The 24,820-nt window shown below is 61.5% G+C and carries 15 protein-coding genes; 10 read left to right on the top strand and 5 right to left on the bottom strand.

Going from position 1 to position 24,820, the window contains the following annotated elements; translation table 11 throughout:
- Nucleotides 1-18: 18 nt before the first annotated feature.
- The gene (locus FFS49_RS04790) at nucleotides 19-4,410 is read left to right on the top strand and encodes a molybdopterin cofactor-binding domain-containing protein (protein ID WP_105818652.1); all 4,392 of its coding nucleotides are present in this window, start codon (nucleotides 19-21) and stop codon (nucleotides 4,408-4,410) included.
- A 98-nt stretch (nucleotides 4,411-4,508) separates the two neighbouring features.
- On the opposite strand, the gene FFS49_RS04785 is transcribed toward FFS49_RS04790, so the two are convergent.
- Together FFS49_RS04785 and FFS49_RS42490 are read right to left on the bottom strand one after the other, a co-directional pair.
- Nucleotides 4,509-4,778 carry a hypothetical protein gene (locus FFS49_RS04785; RefSeq protein ID WP_137909797.1) on the bottom strand — a complete coding sequence of 90 codons (270 nt, stop codon included), beginning with the start codon at nucleotides 4,776-4,778 and terminating at the stop codon, nucleotides 4,509-4,511.
- A gap of 545 nt (nucleotides 4,779-5,323) precedes the next feature.
- Complete coding sequence (locus FFS49_RS42490) at nucleotides 5,324-5,809, bottom strand: hypothetical protein (protein ID WP_224756095.1); 486 nt, start codon at nucleotides 5,807-5,809, stop codon at nucleotides 5,324-5,326.
- Nucleotides 5,810-6,583: 774 nt separating this feature from the next.
- Here FFS49_RS42490 and FFS49_RS04775 point away from each other — a divergent pair.
- The 9 genes from FFS49_RS04775 (at nucleotide 6,584) to FFS49_RS04740 (ending at nucleotide 22,275) form a co-directional block, all read left to right on the top strand.
- Nucleotides 6,584-14,938: a filamentous hemagglutinin N-terminal domain-containing protein gene (locus tag FFS49_RS04775; protein ID WP_349291122.1), complete on the top strand. Its 8,355-nt coding sequence runs from the start codon at nucleotides 6,584-6,586 to the stop codon at nucleotides 14,936-14,938.
- A 9-nt stretch (nucleotides 14,939-14,947) separates the two neighbouring features.
- Nucleotides 14,948-15,766: a hypothetical protein gene (locus FFS49_RS04770; RefSeq protein WP_226285430.1), complete on the top strand. Its 819-nt coding sequence runs from the start codon at nucleotides 14,948-14,950 to the stop codon at nucleotides 15,764-15,766.
- A gap of 5 nt (nucleotides 15,767-15,771) precedes the next feature.
- Entirely contained in the window at nucleotides 15,772-17,799 is a 2,028-nt protein-coding gene (locus FFS49_RS04765; RefSeq protein WP_105818649.1) for a filamentous hemagglutinin N-terminal domain-containing protein, read from the top strand.
- Nucleotides 17,800-17,802: 3 nt separating this feature from the next.
- Nucleotides 17,803-17,943 carry a hypothetical protein gene (locus tag FFS49_RS42355; RefSeq protein WP_171030064.1) on the top strand — a complete coding sequence of 47 codons (141 nt, stop codon included), beginning with the start codon at nucleotides 17,803-17,805 and terminating at the stop codon, nucleotides 17,941-17,943.
- Nucleotides 17,940-19,739 carry a ShlB/FhaC/HecB family hemolysin secretion/activation protein gene (locus FFS49_RS04760; RefSeq protein ID WP_224755696.1) on the top strand — a complete coding sequence of 600 codons (1,800 nt, stop codon included), beginning with the start codon at nucleotides 17,940-17,942 and terminating at the stop codon, nucleotides 19,737-19,739. The genes FFS49_RS42355 and FFS49_RS04760 overlap by 4 nt, the downstream gene beginning before the upstream one ends.
- Before the next feature lie 76 nt (nucleotides 19,740-19,815).
- Nucleotides 19,816-20,661 (top strand): peptidyl-prolyl cis-trans isomerase, encoded by an 846-nt coding sequence (locus tag FFS49_RS04755; protein WP_105818648.1) that lies wholly within the window; start codon nucleotides 19,816-19,818, stop codon nucleotides 20,659-20,661.
- A 281-nt stretch (nucleotides 20,662-20,942) separates the two neighbouring features.
- Nucleotides 20,943-21,248 carry a hypothetical protein gene (locus tag FFS49_RS04750; protein ID WP_226285429.1) on the top strand — a complete coding sequence of 102 codons (306 nt, stop codon included), beginning with the start codon at nucleotides 20,943-20,945 and terminating at the stop codon, nucleotides 21,246-21,248.
- Nucleotides 21,249-21,280: 32 nt separating this feature from the next.
- Entirely contained in the window at nucleotides 21,281-21,541 is a 261-nt protein-coding gene (locus FFS49_RS04745; RefSeq protein ID WP_105818646.1) for a transposase, read from the top strand.
- A gap of 38 nt (nucleotides 21,542-21,579) precedes the next feature.
- A complete protein-coding gene (locus FFS49_RS04740) occupies nucleotides 21,580-22,275 on the top strand; it encodes a DDE-type integrase/transposase/recombinase (RefSeq protein WP_105818645.1) in 696 nt (231 codons plus the stop codon).
- 133 nt (nucleotides 22,276-22,408) lie between these two features.
- Here FFS49_RS04740 and FFS49_RS04735 read toward each other — a convergent pair whose 3' ends face one another.
- Genes FFS49_RS04735 through FFS49_RS04725 form a run of 3 tightly spaced genes read right to left on the bottom strand, consistent with a single transcriptional unit; the run spans nucleotide 22,409 to nucleotide 24,715 of the window.
- Entirely contained in the window at nucleotides 22,409-23,041 is a 633-nt protein-coding gene (locus FFS49_RS04735) for a glutathione S-transferase (protein ID WP_105818644.1), read from the bottom strand.
- Between the two features lie 34 nt (nucleotides 23,042-23,075).
- Nucleotides 23,076-23,822 carry a glucose 1-dehydrogenase gene (locus tag FFS49_RS04730; protein WP_105818685.1) on the bottom strand — a complete coding sequence of 249 codons (747 nt, stop codon included), beginning with the start codon at nucleotides 23,820-23,822 and terminating at the stop codon, nucleotides 23,076-23,078.
- 32 nt (nucleotides 23,823-23,854) lie between these two features.
- Nucleotides 23,855-24,715 (bottom strand): alpha/beta hydrolase, encoded by an 861-nt coding sequence (locus FFS49_RS04725; protein WP_105818643.1) that lies wholly within the window; start codon nucleotides 24,713-24,715, stop codon nucleotides 23,855-23,857.
- Between the last annotated feature and the right edge of the window lie 105 nt (nucleotides 24,716-24,820).

Here is a 24,820-nt window from a genome sequence, read left to right as displayed (position 1 = left end):
CAATAAAGGTCCAGCGCTATGAACCAGTCAGAGGAAGACGCAGGCTTGCTGTTTTACTTGAACGGACGACGCGTTCAACTTCGCGACGTGGATCCGACGGCGCTGCTGGTCGATTATCTGCGCTCGCCGGAAGTCGGTTTGACGGGAACGAAGATCGGCTGCAAACAAGGAGGTTGTGGCGCCTGCACGGTGCTGCTGTCGCGTTGGAACGATGCCGCGCGGGTAGTCGAGCATCGCTCGATCAATTCCTGCCTGCGTCCGCTGGCTGCGCTGGACGGCATGATGATCACGACCGTGGAAGGTTGCGGCAGTGTGAAGTCGGGCTGCATCAGCAACGTACAAAACGGACTGGCGACGAACAACGGCACACAATGCGGCTACTGCACGCCCGGTTGGATCATGAACATGACGGCTGCCGTGGCGCAGAAGGGACCGAAGCCGGGCACCAAGGCCGAGATCGAGGCGCTCTTCGACGGGAACCTCTGCCGCTGCACCGGATATCGCCCGATCCTGTACGGATTCAAGAAGGAATTCGCGTCCGATTGGGACGTCGCGGTCGACGAGAGGGGCTGCATGGTGTGCGACGTGGACCCGGCCGAAAAAGTGAACAGCGTGGCGCCGGTCGATATTGTGTTTCCCGACGAATTGAAGCGAGCGCCGCGTGCGGTCCGTTTCGAGCGCGACGGATATGTCTGGTGCCGGCCGTCGACGCTCGCGGGCGTGACCGGCCTGCTGCGCGAATATACAGATCGGAGCGACGTTCGTCTGGTTGGCGGTAACACGTCGACCGGTGTGTATCCACGCAGCGTCGAAAACCCGCACGTCTTCATCGACATTGCTCACCTGCCGGAACTGTGCGACCTGCGCATGGACGGAGGCGCGCTTCACATCGGCGGCGCGGTGAGCTACGCAGATCTGCTCGAGTTTCTCGACGTGCTGATCCCCGAAATGAAATCCACCGGCGATCCGGCTACCGTCGGCTTGGCGGCCCTGCAGTACATGGCGCGGCGTACGGCCGGCACGATTGTGCGCAATGCAGCAACGCTGGCCGGCAACACCATGATGGTTGTTCGGCACTGCGTGCAAGGCGTGCCCTTTCCCTCGGACTGCTATACCGCGATGGGGACGCTTGGCGCAACCCTGACCATCAGCACCCCACAGCATCGGGAACCCCAAAAAATCGATCTGCTCGAACTGCCCGAGCATTGGCAACGCTCACGCGATATGCAGGACGGGTGCGTCGTGCTGCGCTACGAGCTGCGCATGACGGGAAAGGACGAGTTCGCGCAAACCTACAAGACCGCGTTGCGCGAAGTGAATGCCCATTCGATCGTTAACGGCGGATTTCGTGTCCGGCTGGACGCCGACCATTGCGTGGCAGACGCGATCGTCGTGCTCGGCGGTATCGCGCCGAGCGCGATGCGCATGAGGCAGACCGAGACGACCATGCGGGGGCGACGGTGGGATTCGAGCCTGCTCGCCACGGCGCTGACGGAGCTCGGTCGCGAGGTCGGTGGCCTGATGGAACGTTACGCGTCACGCTTCGCGAAGCTACCCGACGAAGGATTCAGTCCGGAATACAAGCTGCAACTCGCGCAATCCTTTCTCTACAAGTTCTTTATCGAAGTCTGCGAATGGCGCGGACTGCACGTCCCGCGGGATGTGCAGTCCGGCGGCCGTCGAGCGCTTCGCCCTGTTTCGAAGGGGACGCAGGCATACGTCGATTATCCGGACGAGTATCCCGTCAACATTCCTTACGTCAAAATCGAATCCTTTCTGCAGTCCACCGGCGAAGCCCAATATACGCAAGACATCGCGTTGCCGCAGACCGGATTCAACGGAGCGCCGGTTCAGAGTACCGTCGCCAAGGGGACGGCAATATACAGCGTGCCTGATGTCTCGGGGCCTGCGACGCCGCAGGAAGTGCTCGTTGCGCTCAAGAAACGCTATCCATCGGTGGTCGACTATGTCACTGCCGTCGACGTGCCCGGGGCGATTTTCGGCGGTATGGCGAACGACGATCCGGTGTTTGCGGTGAGCGTGCCGGACGCCGCCTGCGACCACGGGAAATTGCCGAACTCCTACGACCCGCGGTCGCCCCTGAACCTCACCGGATTCGGGCAGTGCATCGGCCTGGTTCTCGCGGCGGACGAACGGATCGCGCAGGAGGCCGCGGAGTATCTGCAGCAGCATTTTTGCGCGTTCACGGCTGAACGGCCGATTATCGAATTGCCGAACACGGATGAGCAACGCAACCAACTGGTCTATCCCGACCAGCCGGCGGGTGCGCCGTGGTACAGCCATATCTGGAAGATCACGCGCGCCGGCACATCGCTCGACTGGGTACCGAAGCGCGCTCCCGCTCAACCTGATTTGATCCAGCCCGTCATGTCTCACGGGATTGCGCTATCGAGCGCCAGCCATGGAACGGTCAGTTGCACGCGAGTCTCCGGTAGCCAGCGGACCGGGGGGCAGATTCATTTCTACATGGAAACGCAGTCTTGCTACGTGGAGCCGATCGAGGATCGGCAGGTGCGCGCCCATGCGTCCACGCAGGACGCGAATGCGATTCAGGGCGGTATCGCACGCGTGCTCGGGCTCCCGCTGAACAAGGTGGATGTGCGTGTACGCCGGATCGGCGGCGGGTACGGTGGTAAATGCGGGCAATCGGTATTCGCGGCAAGCATGGCCGCAGTTGCGGCGTGGAAGCTGGGGCGGCCGGTGCGCGTGGCCATGTCGCGCCAGGTTGACTCGGCGATGTTCGGTCACCGCCATCCGGTACTCGGCAACTATCATGTCGCGATCGGTGACGCGTCCGATCCTCGGACGCACGGCAAGTTGTTCGGTTATCAGGCGGACTACTGGCTCGACGGGGGGCGTACCTACGATTGCAGCCTGGTCGTCAGCGACTGCCTCGCGCTGCGTAGCGACTCGGCGTATTTCATTCCAAACTGGAACTGCGTCGCCGACGTGTGCCGTACCGACAAGACGAGCAATACGTCCATGCGCACCATGGGCATGATCCAGGCGGCGATCATCGTCGAAGATGCGATTGAAGGTGCCGCACACGGCGTTGGCCTGACCAGTGAGGACGTGCGGGCGAGGAATCTCTATCTCCAGGGCCAGGCCACGCCGTATGGCGAGCCTCTCGATTCGTGCTACATGAAGGAAGTATGGGACTACACGATGGAGAAGTCCGGATTTGCCGCCCGTGAAAAAAGCGTCAACGAGTTCAACGCCCAAAACCGCTGGCGTAAGCGCGGCATTTCCGTGATTCCTGTGAAATACGGTTCCGGCTTCAACCTCACGATGCTCGAACAGGGCGGCGCGTTGATCGAAGTCTATGAGCAGGACGGATCCATCCTCGTTCGTCACGGGGGGATCGAAATGGGGCAGGGCCTCAACACAAAGATTGCCCAGATCGTGGCCGTCGCGCTGAACGTTCCGATCGGTACGATTCGCGTCGCGGAAAACGATACGGCGGTGGTTCCCAACCCGCAAGGCACGGGCGCTTCCACGGGCACGTCCTTCAATGGGGGCGCTGCGCAGAAGGCTTGTCACGAACTTCGCGAACGCCTGGAAAAATTTTGCCTCGAACTTCGTGAGCAGAACGGCGAGCAATGGTGTCGCGACAAGAACGTCAATTTCTGGGATTATCCGGAAGGCTGGCGCGCAACGATACCCAACAGTTCCGGCAAGACTCTGTGGCAATGCATCGTTTCGCTTGCATACAGTGCGCGCCTGAATCTCTCGGCGCAGGCGCGTATTCAGATCCAAGGCGGCGAAAGCCCCGACACCGGCCTCGAGTTCAAGCTGGTGAACGGAAAATCGGCTTCCGAAGCTGTCGACTATTTCAACGGCTACACCTACAGCGCGGCCTGTACCGAGGTGGAAATCGACGTATTGACTGGCGAGGTGGTGATTCTGCGCTCCGACGTCGTCTACGACGCTGGTCGCAGTCTCAATCCCGCAGTCGACATCGGCCAGATCGAGGGCGGGTTCGTCCAAGGGCTTGGATATGCCATCAGCGAGGAATTGACGTACCAGCGCGCTGATTCGACCACGATGCCGCAACCGGGGCAGCCGGCTCCGGGTGCGCTGTATACAGTCAATACGTGGGAATATAAACCGCCCGCAGCTCAAAGCATTCCGCAGGAAATGAACATCATGATGTTCCCGCGCGAACTCGCAGCGAGCGCGCCGCCAGAGAAGGGTGACCTCATGTCATCGAAGGAAATGGGCGAGCCGCCGATGACGCTGGCCGTAACGGCATTCTTCGCGGTCAAGAAGGCGATCATGGCTGCGCGCAAGGACCGCGGGCACGATGAATGGTTTAGCTTGGACGCACCCGCAAATGCGCAACGTGTACGTGACGCGTGTCTCGTAGTGGAGGGAAATCTGACGGTATAGGCATGAAGACGCCAGGGACTTGCCGGCGACGGTACTTTGCCGACGAGTCCCTGGCCCGGCGGTCAGCATCCAGCCGCCCCGGAGCGTCACGCTTGAGACTATTTCTGTTGTACAGCAGGGCTGCGGGCGATAAGCGAAGTGATATACCCGGAGTCGTCAAGCAGGACCGTGATCGGGCCAATGAGGTTTGCCAGGCTCAGGCTCAGTATCGGCATGAATATTTTCGTGGCCAGATCGGCGTTCGCGAAAAGATGGTCGCCAAGACTTTGGCCATTTTCATCCACGAATGAAACGAAAGTATTGTTCGGCGATCCGCTGGGAGATGCATTGAGTTCGGAAACGTAGGCGCTCTGCAATGTCGTTGGCATGTCTTCACCCGAAAGATGGCTGCATGTTGGATATCGAAGATTGCGTATCGTGTACGCGTCTCAAAAATCGAATACTGGAAAGGTACCAACTTCACCTGCACACCTCTCCCTCCCTCTCGTGCAGTTCTTTGCGAGGCCGATTGGCCGAATGCTGCTTTGGGGTTTGTCAGCTTACATATCAGGTGCGATCGAACTTCTTTGTATTTATCTTAGAATAACTGATCATCGGACGATACCTGTCAGTTATCGCAGGAAGGAATCGACAGCGGATGAGTCGCACAGAAAACACGGTTTCTTCCGGCCATGACAGAATCGCCCTATGCACGTGACGCGTAGATCTAGTATGCTTCGTCAGGAGGTCGGAATCGATACCCGCGGCCGCACTCAGCCCTCTGATTTCAATCCCGAAGGGTGGCGAGAAATCTCGATTCCTGTTCATGTCTCCAACGAGGTCCGTAGCCGGATTGTCACAGAGTGGGTGCCGGAGATCGAGTGGCTGTTCCAGGGCCGGAAGGTGTCCGATGTGGCCAACTGCTGGTATTGGATTACGTCAGGAAATGACTTTCCCTCTGGTCTTGCGCGAGCTCTTGGGCGACATCGGGGGCGAGCTCGTCGACGAGATCTCGCTGCCCTGGAAACGATGTGGTACCGCGTCGCCGTGACACGGGTCTGGGGTGCCCGCCAGTGTGCAGTGAACGCGCGATCAAGTGTAACTGTTCCCGGAGCGCATCTGCTGCTGCTGGACACAGCGTTTCCGCGGCGGCGTCGAGCGCAGCGACCAGTGCCTCTAATTGCACAGGTGCGTGCTCGATGATGGAGTGTGCATCGATTTGGACGAGTTCTTGGGTATGCGCTTCAAGCCATTGATCGAGTACAAGGCATTCGTCCCGGTCGAGACGTTCGAGCAGTTCAACGAGCAGCGGACGATCGATCCGAAACGTGCGGATTGCGACCTCGTGGATCCGATGTGTCTGAGCAGACCGCTCAGTCCGCAATAGCTTAACTTGTCGACCTTCTACGCGAATCAACATCCGAGTCATCCTCCGTCCACTGGAACATGACGAGGATACTTCAGGCAAGCGGCGCTCTCTACTCCGAATTGCGAGCCGCGAATACTGCGTCAGGTTCATGAGTTCCAGAGTCCGTTAACGTCAGAGTTGTCATCCGGGCTCGCTGCTGCCTCGCCAGGTCTGGTTGATTCCGGCCGCATCACTGAGCAGTGCCCAGATGAAAAGGAAGTGCGTGCACCGCTGTGGGCCATTATCGGATCTGCCTGCCATCGTCGTTTCATTGGCCGAGAAATCAAGCAGTCGTGCGAGAGCGCTCATGCGCATATGAGTTTCAATGTGAAGTCAAGTGCCGTCAGTTGGATACAACACCACGCGAATCTTCGTAAGGTTTGCAAGCATTCGATATTTTAGGACTCCATTTAACAATTAACAATTTTCGATAGTGTTGATTTTGCGTCGACCAAGCTGCTGCTTCGCATTAGATGACTGACGGCCGGCGTGATCGGTCTTGGTGGGATTCTGATCTACACCGCTTCTTTTTGAGTGGGTGTCCCGCCATGTATTGATTTAACGAGATAATTTCGCTTGGAAAATTTTGGCTAATAATTCAATAATTCAAAGTGAAAGCAATTAGTAATATGTTGTGCGGAATTCGACTGGGCATGACAATTTTTGACCATCTTTCGCAATTGGCTATGGGAGTATCGGAGCAAATACCGAGAGAGACCAATCATGCGCCGCGTCATGCGCGAAATCGAGAAACGGCACGCTCAACGGGGAGCGGCCAAGCAGACAATTATTTTCGACCATGCTGCGCTGACAAGCGAACGGCCGGCGCTTTGGATCAAGGCAACCGCTTGGATCATGGCGGTCGTGATGTATTTCAGTCCGGCCATGCTGCTGATGGAACAGACCGCACACGCCGCGCCGATCGTCGACCCGCGTGCGCCGATTCCATTCCAGCCGTCCGTCACCCAGACCAGCACGGGTGTGCCTGCGATCAACATTCCCGGCGCCAATGCAAACGGCATCAGCGTTGGGCAGTACCAATCATTCGACATCGATTCGCGCGGCCTAGTACTCAATAACAGTACGATGGCGGGGACTCCGCTGCTCGGCGGCACACTGGGCGCGAACCCAAACCTGAACGGCCGGCCTGCGACGACCATCATCAATCAGGTCACGTCCAACAACATCGCGACGCTGAACGGGCCGCTGGAGGTATTCGGCTCGCCGGCGGCCGTCATTGTCGCGGCGCCGGGCGGCATCGCCGTGAACGGGATGGCGCTGACGAACGTACCGGGATTGACGTTGACGACCGGTACGCCGCAGTTCCTCACTGGCATCGCCGGCTCTGCGACCGATTTCGCTCACGCGGGTGCGGTCGCGTACGACGTTCGGTCGGGAAACATTTCGATCAATGGCCCGGCTGGGGTCAATGGCCCCGGTGCGGGTATCGAAGGTACGGTCGGCAACATCGACCTCATCGGCCAGAGCGTGACGCTGGCGGCGCCGCTGCGCGCGGATCAGCGTGTGAACGTGGTAACCGGCAATCAGCTCGTCACGCCGGCAGCCGGCGACACAACCGGCACGACGTATGGCACGACGTCGAACGGCGCGTCGAACACGGCCGCTGCGATCGGCAAGACGATTGCCGTGGATGCGAACCAATATGGTTCGGTGACGAGCGGTACGGTCTATATCGTCTCGACCGCGGCAGGGATGGGCGTGAACACGCAAGGCCCGCTGTCGGCAACGGCGGGCAACGTAGTCGTCAACGCGAACGGCGATGTGTCGGTCGGTCAAACGTTTGCCAATCAGAACGTTACGCTGACCAGCGCGGGCAACACCACCATCGGTGCCACCGGGCTCGCGAATCAGAACTACACGGTGAATGCGAACGGCGACATCAATGCGCCGGGCTCGGTGTCGGCCGGACAGAACGTGTCGATGATCGCGGGCGGGAATCTGAACGCTGCGTCAGTCGCGGCGAACGGTGCCGCTAACCTCACGGCTGGTCAGTCGATGACGATTGGCACCCTGACAGCGCACGACATTGCGCTGCAGACGACGCATGGCGATCTGACAGTCGGCGGCTTGAGCGCGCCCGGCACGGTCTCGGCCAAGGCTGGGCGGGATCTGACCGTCAATGGTGCTGTGCAGGGGGGGAGCACCGTTGCGCTCACGGGCGTACGCAATGCGACCGTCAATGGGCAGGTGTCGGGCGTTGGTGATACGACGATCGCTGCGCAAACAGGTTCGGCGACGGTCAACGGCAACGTTCAATCGAACGGTGTGTTGTCGGTAACGGCGGGTCAGAGCGCCGCCGTTGGGGGCACGGTCCAGGCGCAGGGACCGGTGACCATCGCCGCGGTAGGTGGCTCGATCGCAGGACAAGGGAACGTTACGTCCTCGCAAGGCGCGGTGAATCTGAACGCGGGACAGGCCATTGCACTGAACGGCGCGGTGCAGAGTGGCACCACGATCAACGCGACGGCAGGCACGAACGCGAATTTCGGCGGTACGGTGTCCGCGCCGGGCGCGGTGACAATTCAGGCCGCGCAGAACGCGACGCTCGGCGGCAACGTCACAAGCGGCGGGAACCTGAGCGTGACGTCGGGCGGCAACACGATCGTGCAAGGAACAGCCGCGTCCGTTGGTGACATGACGCTCGCGGCAAACGGTGGCTCGCTGACGACGACTGGTAACGTAGCATCGCTCGGGACGTTGAACGCGTCGGGCCAGCAAGGCGTCAGGCTGGGTGGAACGGTCTACAGCGGCGGCGGCACATCGATTGGATCGAGCTCGGGTAGCGTAGCGGTCGCGGGTGCTGTGTCGACGCCGGGCGAGGTGAACATCAATGCCGGGCAGGACGCGACTGTCGCCGGCACCATCCAGAGCGGTCAGAACACGACGATCACCGCCGCGCGCGATGCGAACCTGAACGGTGGCGTCGCAGTCAGCAATACGGGCAACGCGACTGTGACGGCCGGTCGCGACATCCATGGCACAGGTGGACTCAGCGTCGCGAACGACACGACGCTCAATGCCGGCAGCAACATTGCTGTCTCGGGCGCGATTCAGACCGGCAACAATCTGAGCGCGACCGCCGGTCAGAGTTTGTCGGTCGGCGCAACCACTGCAGTCGGCAACAGCACGCTGACGGCAACCAACGGCAGCGCAACGCTCGCTGGCGACGCCCTTTCGGGTGGAGCGACGACAATTACCGCTGGCACGGACGTGAACGCGCAAGGCAGTCTCAAGAGCCTGGGCGATCTGAGCGTGAATGCGAAGTCCGGTAATCTCACGGCCGCCGGTCCGGTGTCGACGGCCGGCAACGCGACGCTGAGCGCCGGTCAGAACCTGACGCTAAACGGCCAGACGACCGCCTCCAAGGATGCGAGCCTCACTGCGACCAACATCACGACGCAGGGCGTCGCGGTGGGCGGCAATTTGACCGCGACGGCGACGAACAACGTCGACACGTCGGCGGGTCAGCTTAGCCAGCCTTTCAGCGCAACCGCGCCGGCTTTGTCGGTCGGTGGCAACGCGACGCTGTCAGGCGCGAACGTGACGACCGCAAATGCGGTAGTTGGCGGCACGACGAAGGTCACCGGTACGCAGAGCGTCACGACGGGCGGCACCGCTGCGTTCAAGGGCGATGCAACGCTCGCAGGCGGGACGGTCAGCAACGTCGGTACGCAGATGGCGGCCGGCAATCTGAACGTGTCGGGCACCACCGTCACGAACTCGGGCAGCCTGTCGTCGCTGCAGACGGTGACCGTCACTGCGAGCAACCTCAACAACTCCGGGACGATTTACGGGCCAACGGCGAATTTCAACGTGTCGGGTGTGACGACCAACTCGGGCGGCCTGCTCGCGACGAACGCGCTGAACCTGACGACGAGCGGTCTGAGCAACGTCAACGGCCTTATTTTCTCGGGTGACGTCAACAATCCGACCGCAGCAGTCGGCAACACGATGGTGACCGTCACGGGGGGCAATGGCTCGTTCGACAATACCAATGGTCGGATTCTTGCGCAGAACGTCGCGACGCTGAATCTGCCGAACCAGACGCTCGACCCATCGGTAGCCAGTTATGGCACCGTCAACGGCGGCAACGGGCTGAACCTGTCTGCGTTGTCGGTGAGCAATTCGGGTACGTGGACGTTGCCGGGGACCGCGGTCACCGTCTCGACGACCAACGGGATCAACAACGCCGGCACCATCAACCAAGGTACGGGCTCACTGACGCTGAACGGCGCGGTGGGCAACACGGGTGCAATCAATGGCAACGCCCTGACGATCAACGGATCGCTCGCGAACGCGGCGGGCGGCACGGTGACGGCGAACGACGCGTTCACGCTGAACGGTTCGGGAACGAATGCCGGCACGGTCCAGGCGGCCAACAAGCTGTCGATTTCGGGCACGAGCTACGACAATTCGAACGGCGACACGAAGGCAGGCAATGCGAACAGCCCGGCCGGCAGCGGCAATGCGTCGATCCAGTTGAGCGGCGACCTGACGAATGCTGGCGGCACGCTCACGGCGACCAACGATTTGGCCATCACGGCCAACAACGTCATCAACTCGGGGGCGACCGGCTCGGGCATCACCACCACCACGAGCAAGACGGTCGACAATACCGCGCTGATCATGGCCCTGGGTGTCGGCAAGGACACGCTCGACTATTACTATCTTTACGCCGCGGAGAATGGCTTTTGCTGTCAGGTTGACCAGACGCCTCAAACGGTTTCGCTGGCCGATGCGCTCGCGCCGACCGGCTCGACGAGCTCGAAGTATCTCCAAACGAGTCAGCCCGTTGCGACCTCGGGGACGGTGACCTATGTGCTGGTGCCGACTGTGACGGGCACCAGCAATTCCGGCAACAGCGTCGTGCAGAATCTGTGGTTTATCGAGACGCCGCAGAACGCAGGCCTGGCGCTGCAGAAGAAGGTCGTGGCGCTGCCGACCGTCACGGAGACTACGACCACGACGGGTGGGCAGCCAGGCGCGGCGTCCGTGATCGCGGCAGGCCACAACCTCAGTGTGACCGCGAATAGCCTGAACAACCAGGGCGGGACCGTCAGCGCGGGCAACGACGCCAACCTGAATCTCCAGTCGCTGTCGAACGGCGGTTCCACCTACAGCTCGTCGGTGACCGATACGGTCGATCTCGCGTCGATCAACAACTTCCTGTCGCAAGCGCCGTCGACGATTTCGATCTGGAACTACTACAACGGCGCAAACCCATTCGGCCCGTACAGCACCGGATATTACATCGACGGCGGCAGCATCAAGCTGAACGCACCCGGTACAGTCGCGCCCCTGACGACCTCCTCGAGCACGAGCGTTCAAGGCGCCGCGGGCCAGGTTGTGGCCGGGCATGACCTGAACCTGTCGGGCGGGAATATCACCAATGCCGGTTCGCTCGTCGCGGGCAACAACGTCACGATCCAGACGGCCAGCTTCACGAATCAAGGAACGAACATCGGTTCGAAGACGGTCACCGCCGGTTGCGCATCCGGTGTCTCGAACTGGGGCTGCACGAATCTCAAGACGACGAACCCGAATTCCGAGACGTACAGCTATCAGCAAACCAACAGCAACGTGACGGCAGGGAACAATCTCGTCATCGCGTCGGACCAGGTCGCCAATACGTTCGGTAATCTGGTCGCGAAAAACAACGTCGTAATTGGCGGGGCAGGCACGACGGCGACGTCGACGACCCAGGCCGCGAACGTGTCGAACACCTCGGGTGCGATCGAGGCTGGCAATGACGTGCAGATCAACGCGGCCACGCTGACCAATACGATCGCGGCGCCGGTTCAGATCCACCAGAATTACGGTAGCGCGACGCCCTTCACGGGCTGCACGAGCAACTGCGAAGCCTATGTAGACGTGCAGTCGGCGAGCCCGGCGACCATCACGGCCAACCATAACGTCAATCTGACGGCAGGCACGTTCAGCAACACCGGCAGCCTCGTGACGGCCTTGAACAACGTCACGATCAACGCATCGAACTCAGCGACCTCGAACAACCAGTACCTGAATGCCTACTGGGCGAGCAACCTGACGCACTATACGGCGTCGTATCCGGCATGGGGCTGCGCCAACAATCCGACTCTGTGTGCGTCGCTGTACGGCAGCGCGTACAGTAGCGGCGCGGCACAGGATCCGGCCGGGCTGCCCTCTTCAGTCGGGATGTCGGACTTCGTGCCGGCGACGATCCAGGCCGGCAACACGTTGTCAGTCAATTCGCCGACGTTGACGAATACCGGCAATGTGATCGGCCAGAACGTGAGCCTGACGGGTGCGCAGCTCGTCAACGGCCTGAACAATCCGAACGTCTACACGCCTCCGCCGGCGGTGTCAGGCCAGGTGGTGTCGCTCGGGCCGCCGTCGGTGCCGTCGAGCGCGACGACCACCGTCAACAGTGCAGGGCTGGTGACCACGCTGTCGGGGCGACCAACCTCGGTGACGGGTGCCGCGGGCTTGCCGCCCAATACGCCGATCGGCGTGCAGACCGTCGGCAAGCCGGTCGCACCGACTGTTCCGACCGCGGGGACGCCGTCGTCGACGTCCGTGCAGACCATTGCCGGCGCAGCAAAGAACGCGACTTACCTGATCAATAACCCCGCGTCCCAAGTGATCGGTACGCTGGGTCCGCAGGCATTGCTCAATGCGTTGCCGGCGAACTTGCAACCGGGCAGCACGCCGTTCTATTACGACCCGTACACGGAAAGCCAGCAGATCGAGCAGGCAGCGCTGCAAGCCACCGGCAAGAGCAGCTTCTACAACACGACGAGCGCGACCGATAGCACGAGCCAAGCATCGATCGAGAATCAGGACAAGGCAGCGCTTTATGGCGCGGCCCTCGAGTACGCGAAGCAGAACAACATCGCGCTCGGCACCCAGCTGAGCCAGGCGCAGCTTGCGTTGATCGACCATCCGATGCTCTGGTACGTCGAGGAGACGGTACCGCAGCCGGGATGCACCGCTATCGGCAACGGCGCGTGCCCGACCGTGCAGGCGCTGATGCCCGAGGTGCTGCTGCCGCAGAACTATGCGGTGGTGAAGGCAGATGGCGAGATCACGGGGACAAACGTCGCACTGAATTTCGCGAACAGTATTCTCAACACGGGTTCGATCTCGGCACAGAACCTGACGGTCAATACGGCCAGCCTCACGAACGAACAGCGTTCGACCAACATCGGCACCATCTACAACGATGTCGATACCGGTGTGGCGGTAACAACCGGCACGGTGGTACAGCAAGGCGGCTTCATGTCGGCCGCGAACTACGACATGAACGCCCAGGCGATCAATCAGATCGGCGGAGCGTTGCAGCAGCTCAACGCGGACGGCACCGTGAACGCCGACGCAACGCAGGCGATGCTGGCGAATCTGAAGAACCAGCTCGGGGGGCAGTTCACGCAATCGAGCGTCAGCAACAACATCCATACCGACGTCATCTCCGACGGCGGGATGGGCCCAATCATGATCGTGCAGGCCGTGATCAGCGTTGCCGCCTCGATCGCGTTCTCGCCGGTTCTCGGCGCCGCGCTCAGTTCGCTGATGAACCAGGCCGACACCGGCCAGTTCAGTCTCGCGAACCTGGGCAAGGCCGTCGCAGTCGCCTACCTGACACAGGGCATCGATGAAGGGCTCGGGCTGAACGATTTCAATTCGCTCGGTGCGAACTTGGTCTCGTCCGATGCTTCGGTGACGCTTGCGAACCTTGGCAACACTGCGTTGCAGATCGGCGAGCAGAGCGTGGTCAACGCCGGGATCTCGACGGCGATCCAGGGCGGCAGCTTCATGACCGCGCTGCAGAACAACGTACTGACCGATCTCGCGGCGGTTGGCGCGAACGCCATCGGCACTTACTTGCCGTCTGGTTCGGTCGGCAACGTGCTCGCTCATGCGGCATTGGGGTGCGCGAGTTCGGCAGCGCTCGGCACCGGATGTGCGGGCGGAGCCGTGGGCGGCGCTGCAAGCGCGGCACTGAACCCGGTGATCGATCCAAACGGCAACATGCCGCCCGCGGTGCTCGCCGCCGTTGAAACGCTGGTGAGCGGTAGCCTCGCCGATGCGCTCGGTTTCAATCTGCAAGGCGCAATGACGGCCGCGCAGAACGAGACGCTCAACAATTGGTTGAATCACCGACCCACGAGCCCGATGGCACTGTCCGAGCAGCAGCAGCTCGACAAGGCCGTGGCGGCCTGTAACGCTGGGAACTCGGACGCGTGCAATACCAAGAACGCATTGCTGGCTCGCTCACAACAACGTGACGCGGACCTCGCCAGTGCGTGCGCCGGCGGTTCAGGAACGCCGGCTTGTAAGGCCGCCGTCACGGCCGCGCTCGCCGGCGGAAATAACGTCCAGTTCGTGAACGGCACGGCTTACGCGTGGGATCCGAACGCGCCCGCCTTCAAAGCAATCTCCAACCCGTATCAGACGCTTTACGCGAGCTCGTTCGATGGTCAGATTGCAAGCAATCTGCTGGACGGGCTGCAAAATGCGCCGATTGATTTACCTCTCATTGGTGCGCTCAAGGGTGCGGCAAAGTGGTTCGGTATCGGCTCGGACGCAGTTGAAACAACCGCGCAGGCTGCGGCAACGACTACGACGTCGACGGGCGGCAGAGTATTCAACGGCATCGAGTTGAACCCCAACCTACCGCCTCCGATTGCAGGTTGGGACTACTCGCCGAACATGCTGAAGGGGCCGTCGGAGAACCAGATCTGGTCGCACTGGACGGGGTACCAAGGCGAGATTAATCTGGCGAACACGGTGGCAGGCTTGCCGAACGAGACGGTGGTGCGCTGGGGTGATGCGATTGGAACGAACGGCAACGACATCATCTCGGTTAACCAAGCGACCGGACAGGTGACGTTGTGGGACAGTAAGTATCGAACCGCGACGGGGAAACTCGATCCTTCCACGACGTTCGAGCCGGGCTCGAACGCTCTGGGAAGCGCTTTGCAGCAAGCGCAAAGCGCAATATTCGGATCCGGCCTTTCGGATTCAGTCAAAAATCAGGCATTGACTAACCTTCGCGCCGGGAATTTCACTACGAATACCGTCGGGAGCGGTGGCCTTAATAATTCCGTCCACATTCGATTTTGTGGCGGGAACCCTTGTTAGGAGTGGATTGTGGTTTTCGATCCGATTGTTACTAGAAGGAATGGCTTTACCGACGGGATGCTCAGCTTCCTGTTGGGGACGAAGTACGACGAGTCACTTCCTATGGGCAATTTCGCTCGTAGCGAACTCGAAGTGGTGATTAGTGGGTGGCTTGTTGGCCTTCATAACGAAGTGGCACCCGTGGTGCCGCGCTGCATAAGCTGGATTGAAAAGGCCCTAAATCGCGATGAGAAGTTTGGCGCTAGTCAGGATCTGTATCGAAGGGATCTCCGCTGGGCGAAGGCGATCGCCGACTGGATGGATACAGGCTGGGACAGCGCCGAGTGGGAAAGCGCAAGAATTTTCGAGGAAGCCGCGTGGCGCTATGAAAAGCGTCCGTGGCCGATGAACGAGATCATCCGGGACGGCTTGGATGACTACATGGCGTTTGCTTACCAGACCGGCGACGACGCGACGCCCGATGGCATGGAAGGCTTCGAGAATGGTATCCAGATGTACGAGCACTGGGTGAACGACACACCTCCTTCCCTCTCGAAAACGCTCAAGCCACGGGAGTACGCGTATGCGCTGTGTCTCTATGGTTGCCGCCCGGAGATCACGCATGCCAACGGCTACACGTCCGAAGCGCTATTCGATGCGGGCCGACGTATGTTGAAGGCCAACCTCGAATCGAAGTGGTTCGGCAACGGACAATTCATTCGTGGCGCAACGTGGCTCAAGATCGTCTACTGGAACCGCGGGGAAGAATTGACGCCGCTTCAGACGATTCTGAAGGCCTACGACAACATGCCGAACGTGCCGCGTCCGGATTTCGTTAAGGAAGGTTGAACGCCATGCGTCTCAGGCTGATCGTATTGGCATTGGCAGCAGCGTTTCCGGCCTGTGTGCTCGCGAGCGGTATCGTTCCGGACGGTGGTACAGCGACCACGGTTTCGCCAGCCGGGAACGGCCGTCAGGCGGTGAACATTGCGCCTGGGATTGGTGGCGTCTCGAACAACACCTATTCGTCGTTCAATGTGTCGAAAGCTGGTGCCGACCTGAACAACGTCGGGGTGAACGCGCGCACGATCGTCAACCAAGTCACGAGCACGAATCCGTCGCTGATCCAGGGCAACATCAATGTGCTCGGTCCGCGCGCGAACGTCATCTTGGCGAATCCGAACGGCATAACGGTCGACGGCGGCAGCTTCACGAACTCCGGTCATGTCGTGCTGTCGACGGGGCAGGTGAGTTTCAACGACATCACGCTGGCCCCCGGCGTCCTGCAACGCAACGTCGTGCTCACGACGGACCGCGGCGCTATCACGATCGGTCCCGGCGGCCTGTCCGGCACGCTGGTCAACCTTGACCTGATCGCGAAGCAGTTGAACATCAACGGCCAGGTCACGAACGATTTCACCAGTTCAACGAGCGGCATCCGTGCGATCGTCGGCGACAGCACCGTGACCTACGATACGACTTTCTCCCCGTCCGACAACGGCCACGACTGGTTGATTGGTACGGCTTCACCGGGCACAAAAAGCAACGCCGTAGCAGTCGACATCACGGCGGCGGGCGGGCTGACTGCCGGCCGCGTGCAATTGATCGTCACCGACCAAGGCGCGGGCGTACATAGCCTGGGCAAACTCTACGCGAACGCCGGCGACGTCGTTGTCACGGCAAACGGCGACATCGCGATCGCTGACGGTTCTCTGAAGGCCGAGCGCGACGTCGCACTCACGACCGCCGGTACGGTGTCGCTGCAGGGCGCGCAGGTGACGGCCGCGAACAACGTAAATGTTCAGGCCGGAAACATCGCGCTGTCTGACGACACGACTGGCCAGACGACCCTGAGTGCGGGCAACACGGTCAACCTGGCAAGTAGCGGCTCGATCACCAACACGGGCAGCCTCATTCAAGCGGGTACGACGGTGAGCGATGGCACGACGACCGGCGGCGACGTGGTCCTCACCGCGGCAGGCGATATCACGAACCGATCGAGCGCGAACAACCTCGGGATCATGTTTGCCGCCAACGGCCAGACGAAGCTGACGGCCGGCGGCAACATCATCAACGACAACGCCCGCATCCTGTCGAATGACGCGGTGAGCCTTACCGCAGCCGGCGACGTGCAGAACATCATCGACCATACCGGCGGTACGAACGGTGGCCAGCCCACCGCCTATTCCGACCGCGGCGGTAGCTTCCTATTCTTCACGCATACGACGAGCGGCTTCAACGTCGACTATGGCACGGTCGGCAACCCCGACCAGCTCGCCTATATCGCCGCCGTTCACGGCCCGGTAACGATCACGGGCCGCAACTTCACGAATTCCGGCGGGATCGTTCAATCCAACGAGAGTGACGTCAACATCACCGCGCAGAACGCCTTCACCAACGCGGCGGTTTTCACGGGCCAGGCGAGCTATACACGAAGCTGCTGGATCTTCTGCCACGCCGACGCATCGAGCAATGTCACGCCGTACGGCGGCACGGTCCAGGCAGGCGGCAACATCGGCATCAAGGCTGGCACGACCGCTCGCAACGTCGGCGGCAACGTCTTCGCGACAGGCGACATCAAGGTCGACGCACCGATCACATACGCGCAAGGCGTGACCGGCTACTCGGCAATCAACCAGCACCGCGGTTTCAAGGCGTTCTTCGGCAGCACGTGGGCACAGATCATCGCGATGGACATCGGCGGCGGTTTCACCGCGAATGGCAGCGTGAAGCTGACCGGCGATGGCGTGATCGATGGCGGTTCGTTCAGCGGCGGGAAGGGCGTCACGGCAGCCGGCGGCATCACGACGGTACGCGCCCCGTCGCGCACGCCCGTCCAGATCGATCAGCATTTGGGCCTGACGACGTGGTGGTGGCGTTAACGGATGAACTATCAAACAAAAAATCGACCCGGGGTCGCTGTCGTCGTGTTCCTCGCTTTCGTGGTCACCCTGGCCGCAGCGAAGAGCGACATCATTGGCACAGCAGCATCAACGCTCGGGCACCTGCACGCACAACAACGATGAAACGACGCGCATTCCCCCGACTCAAGCTGCCGCTGCTGGTCGCGAGCCTTGCTGCACTCCATGTGCCTGCGCACGCGCAGACTCCGCCCCCGGCCGGCCGTCCTGTGCAGGATCCGGCGCAACTGATCATCGAGCAGCAGCGCGAGCAGGCGCGCCAGCGACAGCTCGAACAGCCGCCGGCCTCGATCACGGTCGCACCGACGTCGGAGACGACGCTAGACATTTCGCCGGACACGCCCGTCAATGGGATCGCCGAATCCGGTCCGACCTTCGCCGTGAAGCAGATCACGTTGCAGGCGCCCGACGGCAGTTCGTTCGACCCGCCGCGCGGCGTTTCCGACAAAAGGCTCGAGGCGGTCGTCACACCTTTCGTCGGTCAGGACCTCGGTTCGCATCGCATCAACGTGCTGCTGAAGAGAATCACGGACGTATTTGTCGAACGCGGCTTCGTCACGACGCGCGCGCTGCTCGGTCCGCAGAATCTTGCCACCGGCACGCTGAAGATCACGATTCAGGTCGGCGTGATCGAAGCGTTCACAATCAACGGCAAGCCGATCCATCGACTCAAGGCAGGAGAATCGTCTACGGGCGGCGGTTGGTTCACGGACGCCGGCTATGAGAATGCGTTTCCGACGGCGACCGGCGATCCGTTGCGCCTGTCGGATATCGATCAGGGTGTCGCGCAGATCAACCGCTTGCGCCGCAACCAGGCGACGGTGCAGATCCTGCCGGGCCAGAATCCCGGCGAATCGATCGTCGACATCGGCAACAAGCCGGGCGATCGTCTGTATTACACGTTGGGCGTCGACAACTACGGTAGCTCGGCCACGGGCGTGACGCGCTATCGCGCCGGCATCGAGGCCGACAACCTGCTCGGCCTGCAGGAGTCGTTGAGCGTCAATTTCCTGGACAGCCTCGACAGCAATGCGATCGTCGGCTCGTTCGCGGTGCCGTTCGGCCGTCACACGTTCAGCTATACGATTTCCGATTCGGAATACCAGCAGGTGATCGGCACGACCGCGCTCGAATACGGCCGCACGCTATCGCACATCTTCGGCTGGAATTATCTGCTGAGCCGCAGCGTGAGCGACATCACCAGCGTCGACGCGACGGTGTCCTGGCGCCGCACGGACCGAGAGGTCAACGGTATCGACCTGGATCCGCAGCGGGTCGCGGTGCTGCGGTTGGCCGGAAACTGGCTGCACAAGTTCGTGATGAACGACGCGCAGGGAAATTTCACGATCAACGGCGGGCTGTCTCAGGGCTTGCCGTGGTTCGGCGCGAATCACGATCCGCACGGCATCACGCGCGATGAAGCGCACAGCCAGTTCACGAAGGTGGACGCGACCGCCGCGTTCACGCTGCCGCTGCCGAAGATCGGGAACGCGCTGCTCGCGTATCGGGGTGTGCTCGGCGGGCAATATACGAACATGGCGCTGTTCGGATCCGAGCAGCTGTACCTGGGCGGGATGGATACCGTGCGCGGTTTTCGCTCAGGCGAGATTGCCGGTGATCGTGGCTTCTACTCGCGCAACGAACTGGCGTGGGTCAACGCGCCGGCGTGGAAAGACGGTCGAATCGAGCCGTATGTTTTTGTCGACGCAGGCAAGGCGAGTCTTGTCGCGATACCGGGCTTCCCGACGCTCGCCGGCGCGGGTGCCGGATTGCGCGCGCAATGGCAGTGGCACAAGCAGTTCCTGTCCGGTGAGGTCTTGGTCGGGCGTGCGCTGACACAGCCGGCCGCACTCGGACCGAAGGCAACGTTGGTGTTGGCGACGGTGAACTGGAACTACTGACGGGCGTACCGGCTACCCGTGGGCGTCCATTTGCGCAGCACGTGTTGGTGCACTCACTTACTGGAAACTCGAAACGATGACGAAAACGAAACTGAGCTGCACGCTGTCAGCACTTGTCCTTACCGCGGCACTGACTAACTCGGCTTTTGCACAGACGTCCGCCGCGTCTCAAGCAGCGGGTTCTGTTGCGACAGTCAACGGCACAGCGATTACCCAGGCGGAAGTGGACGCAGTGCTGCGCGCGTCGCGGCAACCGGACACCCCGCAGGTACGTCTGGCGATCAAGAACCAACTGATTACGCGCGTGCTGATCCAGCAGGCTGCAGAGAAAGCGAACTACGGCAACAAGCCGGAGGTCCTGGCGGCGATGCAGGTCGCAAAGGCGAATGCCGAGACGCAGCTGTATCTAAAGGACAATGTGAAGCCGGAACCGGTAACGGATGCGCAGGTTAAGGCACGTTACGACGAGATCGTTGCGTCGCTGGGCAAGGATGAGTACAAGCCGCGTTTGATTGTCGTCAGGGATGCTGTGACAGCCGCGACCGTGCTGAGCGAATTGAAGGCCGGCAAGTCATTTGAAGGGCTTGCACGTCAATACAGCCTTGCACCGAGCCGGGATGCGGGCGGGGAACTGCCGTGGGTGAGCTTCAAGACACCAGCGACGGAGGGCAAGACGTCGGGTCTGCCGGTGGCGATCGCGCAGGCGCTTGAAAGGCTGCCTGCCGGCGCCGTTACACCCGAGTCCGTTCCGGTCGATGGCGCACGCGCGATCGTGAAGCTCGACGCAAAGCGGTTGACGCAAGTGCCGGCGTTCAATCAGGCGCAGGCGACGATCCGTCAGCAACTTCAAGCGCTCGCGCTGGAAAAGGCGAGTGCGCAGTTTGTTGGCGGCTTGTTGAAGAGCGCGACCATCCAGCAATAAGGCTATGCATGATCCAGATGGCGTGCATAGTGACTTGGGTCATCGATGATGCGCGCAATACACCGAGGCACGGTTTCGCTCGTGAGCAAGCATTTTGTGGCCAAGGCGAATACAAATCACTATGAGTCGAATTGACACACTGCCGGCGAAGCCTTTGAGAAACTAATTCGGCCGCGTCGGTACGACGTCAACGGAAATGAGTGGGTGGTCGGTGGTGCCGCGAAACGGTCGATCGCGACGGGCCGTTGCATATCGCAGGTGATTCGGCGTAAGGTGCCCGCGTGCTGCTCGGCAATGTCGGGCTGGGCGCGAAAAGGAAGATTTGTCGATCGATGAAAAAGCGAACCTCGTCCCGCAGTGCCCGACTGGCACGGACGAAAGAAATGTTGTTGCCGCTATCCACCGACAAGGTGCGATCGCTCTCGCTGGAAAATCACCTCGCCTTGGCGACGGTGCGAGCTGGACGCGGCGATTTGGATCAGGTGTGCTGCTTGTTGCGGATCATCTACCTTGCATATTTCATGCGGGGCGAGACCAAGGCGGGTGCGGCGCTCGACCTGACCTGCTCCCCGCATTTAGTACGGTGACGGTGTAGAGTCCGTTCCGGAGAGGAACGGCAATGAAAAAGCGATTCACCGAAGAGCAAATCATCGGCATCTTGAAGGAAGCCGGGGCTGGCCTGAAGCCGGCGGAGCTGTGCCGCAAGTACGGCATCTCGGAAGCGACCTACTACAACTGGAAAGCGAAGTTCGGCGGGATGACAGTCTCCGAAGCGCAGCGCCTGAAGGAACTGGAGCAGGAGAACAACAAGCTCAAGCGCCTGTTGGCCGAATCGATGCTCGACAACGCCGCGTTGAAGGACCTACTGGCTCGAAAGTAGCAAGCCCGCAGGCCAAGCGCGAAGCGGTCCGGATATTGATGACCGAACGTGCCATGGGTGTTACCCGGGCCTGCGGGCTGGTAGGGATTTCGCGCTCGCTGTTCTGCTACGAATCACGTCGCCGGGTTGACGACGAAACGCTGACTGGCCGGATGATGGCCATCGCGGCGCAGAAGCGCCGATACGGCTATCGCCGGATTCACGTGCTGTTGCAGCGTGAGGGCTGCTTCGCCAACCACAAGCGAATCTGGCGCCTGTACAGTAAGGCGGGACTGAGCGTGCGCAAGCGGCGACGCAAGCGTATTGCAGCTGTCGAGCGCATGCCGCTGCCGTTACCAACAGGCCCGAATCAGAGTTGGTCGATGGACTTCGTTTCTGACGGGCTAGCCTATGGTCGGCGGTTTCGATGCTTGAACGTGGTCGACGACTACACGCGCGAGTGCCTGGCCATCGAGGTCGATACTTCATTGCCGGGCCTACGCGTGCAGCAAGTGCTTGAGCGGCTCAAGGAGATGCGAGGCTTACCCGCATCCATCACGGTCGACAACGTTCTAAATGCAAGCAGAATGTGCAATGCTAGGCAAAGCGGGGCCACGCGCACGGCCAGATGCAGCGCGCGAGCTGTCAAAGAGCGAGCGACAACCAACCAGTGGTCTTCCGCAGCATCGGGGAGGCTTGCTGACCATAGTGGACACAAGATTCATCGCACACGACGTGATCTTCACCGTACCTAAAACAGCATAGAAGCCCCAGCGGAAGGTCCGAGCATTATCCACAGGTCTCCCGATCCGTGACGGTAAAACCGACGGTAATGCCGTCAAAAATAGGACACGGTGTACGCTTCGCAATATGCGAAACGGACCGTGTTCAAGCGGCTGCACTGCCGCGAAGCGAGACGGCGTCATACCAGCGTCGCAGGGCGTGGAATTCTTCCGGAATCGACAAGTCGATCGCCTTCGCGGCGAAATCCACCGTGACGAGCAGCGTGATGTCCGCTACCGAGAAGTTCTCGCCAGCGGCGAAGGGCGACTCGGCCAGCCGCGCGTTCACGTCAGCGAACAGATTCTTCACGCGCCGCGTGCTGCGCTCGACCAGTGCAGGGATCTGCTCGTAGTCGTGCGGTCCCGCGATCGCCCGGCCTTTCAGGCCGGGCGCCTTGTTCCGAATCGCTTCCATCACTGACGCAAAGCCTTCCTGCTCGATGCGGCGATCCCACATCGAGACCACGGCCTGCTCCGCGGGCGTCGTGCCGAAGAGCGACGGCGTCGGGTACACATCATCGAGGTAGCGGCTGATGACGGGCACTTCGCCGATGGTCGTCCCGTCGTCCAGCACCAGCGTGGGCACGACGCGGCGAGGATTGATGGCGCGGTAGGCGTCGCCGTGCTGTTCGCCCGTGCCGAGGTCGACGGGGATCAGGGTGGGAGTGAGACCCTTCTCGGCGAGCAGGATGCGCACGCGGCGCGAATTGGGCGACGAGGTGGAGTGATAGAGCTTCATTTGAATTTCCTTGAGAGATTGAATGGGCGGGGGCTCAGAGCTTGGAGCCGCCATCCACGCGCAACGTGTCACCGGTGATCCAGCGCGACTGGTCCGAGGCCAGGAACGCGACGACGCTGGCGATGTCTTCGGGTTGGGCCAGGCGTTGCAACGCCTGCATGCCGAGGGTTGCCTCGCGGCCGGCGTCCGTCTTGGTGAAGCTCGACATCTCGGTCTCCACCACGCCCGGCGCCACTGCGTTGACGCGGATGCCACGCGGGCCGAGCGCCGCGGCCCAGTGCTTCACCAGCGTATCGACCGCCCCCTTGGTGGCCGAGTAGGCAGAGAGCGTGCCGACCGAGGCGCGTGCCGCCAGCGAGGACAGCAGGACGATGCTGCTTCCTTTGCACAGAGCGGGCAGTAGTTGCTGCACGAGGAAAAAAGGTGCACGCACGTTGACGGCGAAGAGCGCGTCGAAGTCGTCGACCGTCGTCTCCTCGATCGACGCGGCCCTGGCGATGCCGGCATTGGCCACCAGAACATCCAGCCGTCCGCCGATGATGGTGCGAACACGCTCGGCGAGCTTGTGGGGACCGTCCGGCGAACGCAGGTCGGTTGCGATTGTCTCGGCTTTGCCGCCGGCGCGGCGGATCTCGTCGACCACGGCCGTCGCCTCCGTTTCGCCGCTGCCGTAGTGAACCAGGACCTGCGCGCCGGCCGCGGCCAGTGTCAACGCGGTGGCCCGGCCGATGCCGCGCGAAGCACCGGTGACGAGCGCGGTCTTGCCTGTGAGTGAGTTCATGACGTCCATCTCCAAAGAGGTTGCGAGGTCGCTCAAGCGCTGGCCATGCCGGCCGGGCCTTCGTTCAGGAACTGAATGGCGTGCGCGACGAAGCGCTCCGGGTACTGATAGATCGAGCCGTGGCCGGCGTCCGGATAGATCACCAGCTGGGCGTTCGGCAGGTGCTGCTGCAGCGTGACGGAGTGCGCCGTCGGGATGATCGCGTCGTTGCTGCCCTGGACGATCAGCGTGGGCTGCCGGATCGACTTCAGGTAGGCCAGCGCATTCTCGTCCGGCGCGATCCACTTGCCGATGGCGGCGCCTTGGGCGGCGACGGTTTGCGCGCTCGCTTCCGGGTCGCGATCCTTGCGGTGCCACTTGCGTTGAAGGAAGGCGATGCCGGCTTTCTGGCTCGCGTCGGACGGAGCGAAGTGCACCGACAGCCAGAGGTGTTCAGGCGGCTCGTAGCGGCCCGCGAAGATCTCGGCCGAGCGGCTGGCCGTCATGTCGTTGCCACGATGGCCGGTGCCGACGAGGATGAGCTTGCGCACGAGATCTCCGCCTTGAAGTGCGATCTCCTGCGCGACAAAGCCGCCAATCGAGATGCCCAGCACATCGACCTGGTGGAGGCCGAGCGCGCGGATGAAGGCGATTGCGTTGGCACCCATTTCCGGGAAGCTGGCAGGCGTCTCGCCGGACGAGCTGGACACGCCGGCGTTGTTGAACAGGATCACCTCGCGCGTCTCTGCCAGGCCGTCGGTCACGGCCGGGTCCCAATAGTCCATCGTTCCGGTGTAGTGCTGGTTGAAAACGATTGGCACGCCGCTTGACTTACCGAACCGGCGATAGGCGAAGCGGATGCCATTGGCCTCGACGTACCGGGTCGGGGCGGTGTGATGGGTGAAGGCGTTCATGGTCGTATTCCGGATGAGGCTGACGGATCCTTGAGCGGGCAAGGCGCTGCCCGGCTCCGGTGCAAAGCCGGGCGTTGCCCGGGCGACAGGGAGGGCCGCGCCGGC

It is taken from the genome of Burkholderia sp. 4NA327C6 (genome assembly GCF_005502655.1).
Classification (GTDB): domain Bacteria; phylum Pseudomonadota; class Gammaproteobacteria; order Burkholderiales; family Burkholderiaceae; genus Burkholderia; species Burkholderia contaminans.
Note: the sequence above shows the minus strand (reverse complement) of the source record. Positions and strands in the feature narration are given on the sequence as shown.

Coding starts and splice junctions, on each gene's coding strand:
- FFS49_RS42490 (WP_224756095.1), bottom strand. CDS start 5,809: ATGTTGATTCGCGTAGAAGGTCGACAAGTTAAGCTATTGCGGACTGAG.
- FFS49_RS04740 (WP_105818645.1), top strand. CDS start 21,580: ATGACCGAACGTGCCATGGGTGTTACCCGGGCCTGCGGGCTGGTAGGG.
- FFS49_RS04760 (WP_224755696.1), top strand. CDS start 17,940: ATGAAACGACGCGCATTCCCCCGACTCAAGCTGCCGCTGCTGGTCGCG.
- FFS49_RS04735 (WP_105818644.1), bottom strand. CDS start 23,041: ATGAAGCTCTATCACTCCACCTCGTCGCCCAATTCGCGCCGCGTGCGC.
- FFS49_RS42355 (WP_171030064.1), top strand. CDS start 17,803: ATGAACTATCAAACAAAAAATCGACCCGGGGTCGCTGTCGTCGTGTTC.
- FFS49_RS04765 (WP_105818649.1), top strand. CDS start 15,772: ATGCGTCTCAGGCTGATCGTATTGGCATTGGCAGCAGCGTTTCCGGCC.
- FFS49_RS04785 (WP_137909797.1), bottom strand. CDS start 4,778: ATGCCAACGACATTGCAGAGCGCCTACGTTTCCGAACTCAATGCATCT.
- FFS49_RS04745 (WP_105818646.1), top strand. CDS start 21,281: ATGAAAAAGCGATTCACCGAAGAGCAAATCATCGGCATCTTGAAGGAA.
- FFS49_RS04725 (WP_105818643.1), bottom strand. CDS start 24,715: ATGAACGCCTTCACCCATCACACCGCCCCGACCCGGTACGTCGAGGCC.
- FFS49_RS04790 (WP_105818652.1), top strand. CDS start 19: ATGAACCAGTCAGAGGAAGACGCAGGCTTGCTGTTTTACTTGAACGGA.
- FFS49_RS04730 (WP_105818685.1), bottom strand. CDS start 23,822: ATGAACTCACTCACAGGCAAGACCGCGCTCGTCACCGGTGCTTCGCGC.
- FFS49_RS04755 (WP_105818648.1), top strand. CDS start 19,816: ATGACGAAAACGAAACTGAGCTGCACGCTGTCAGCACTTGTCCTTACC.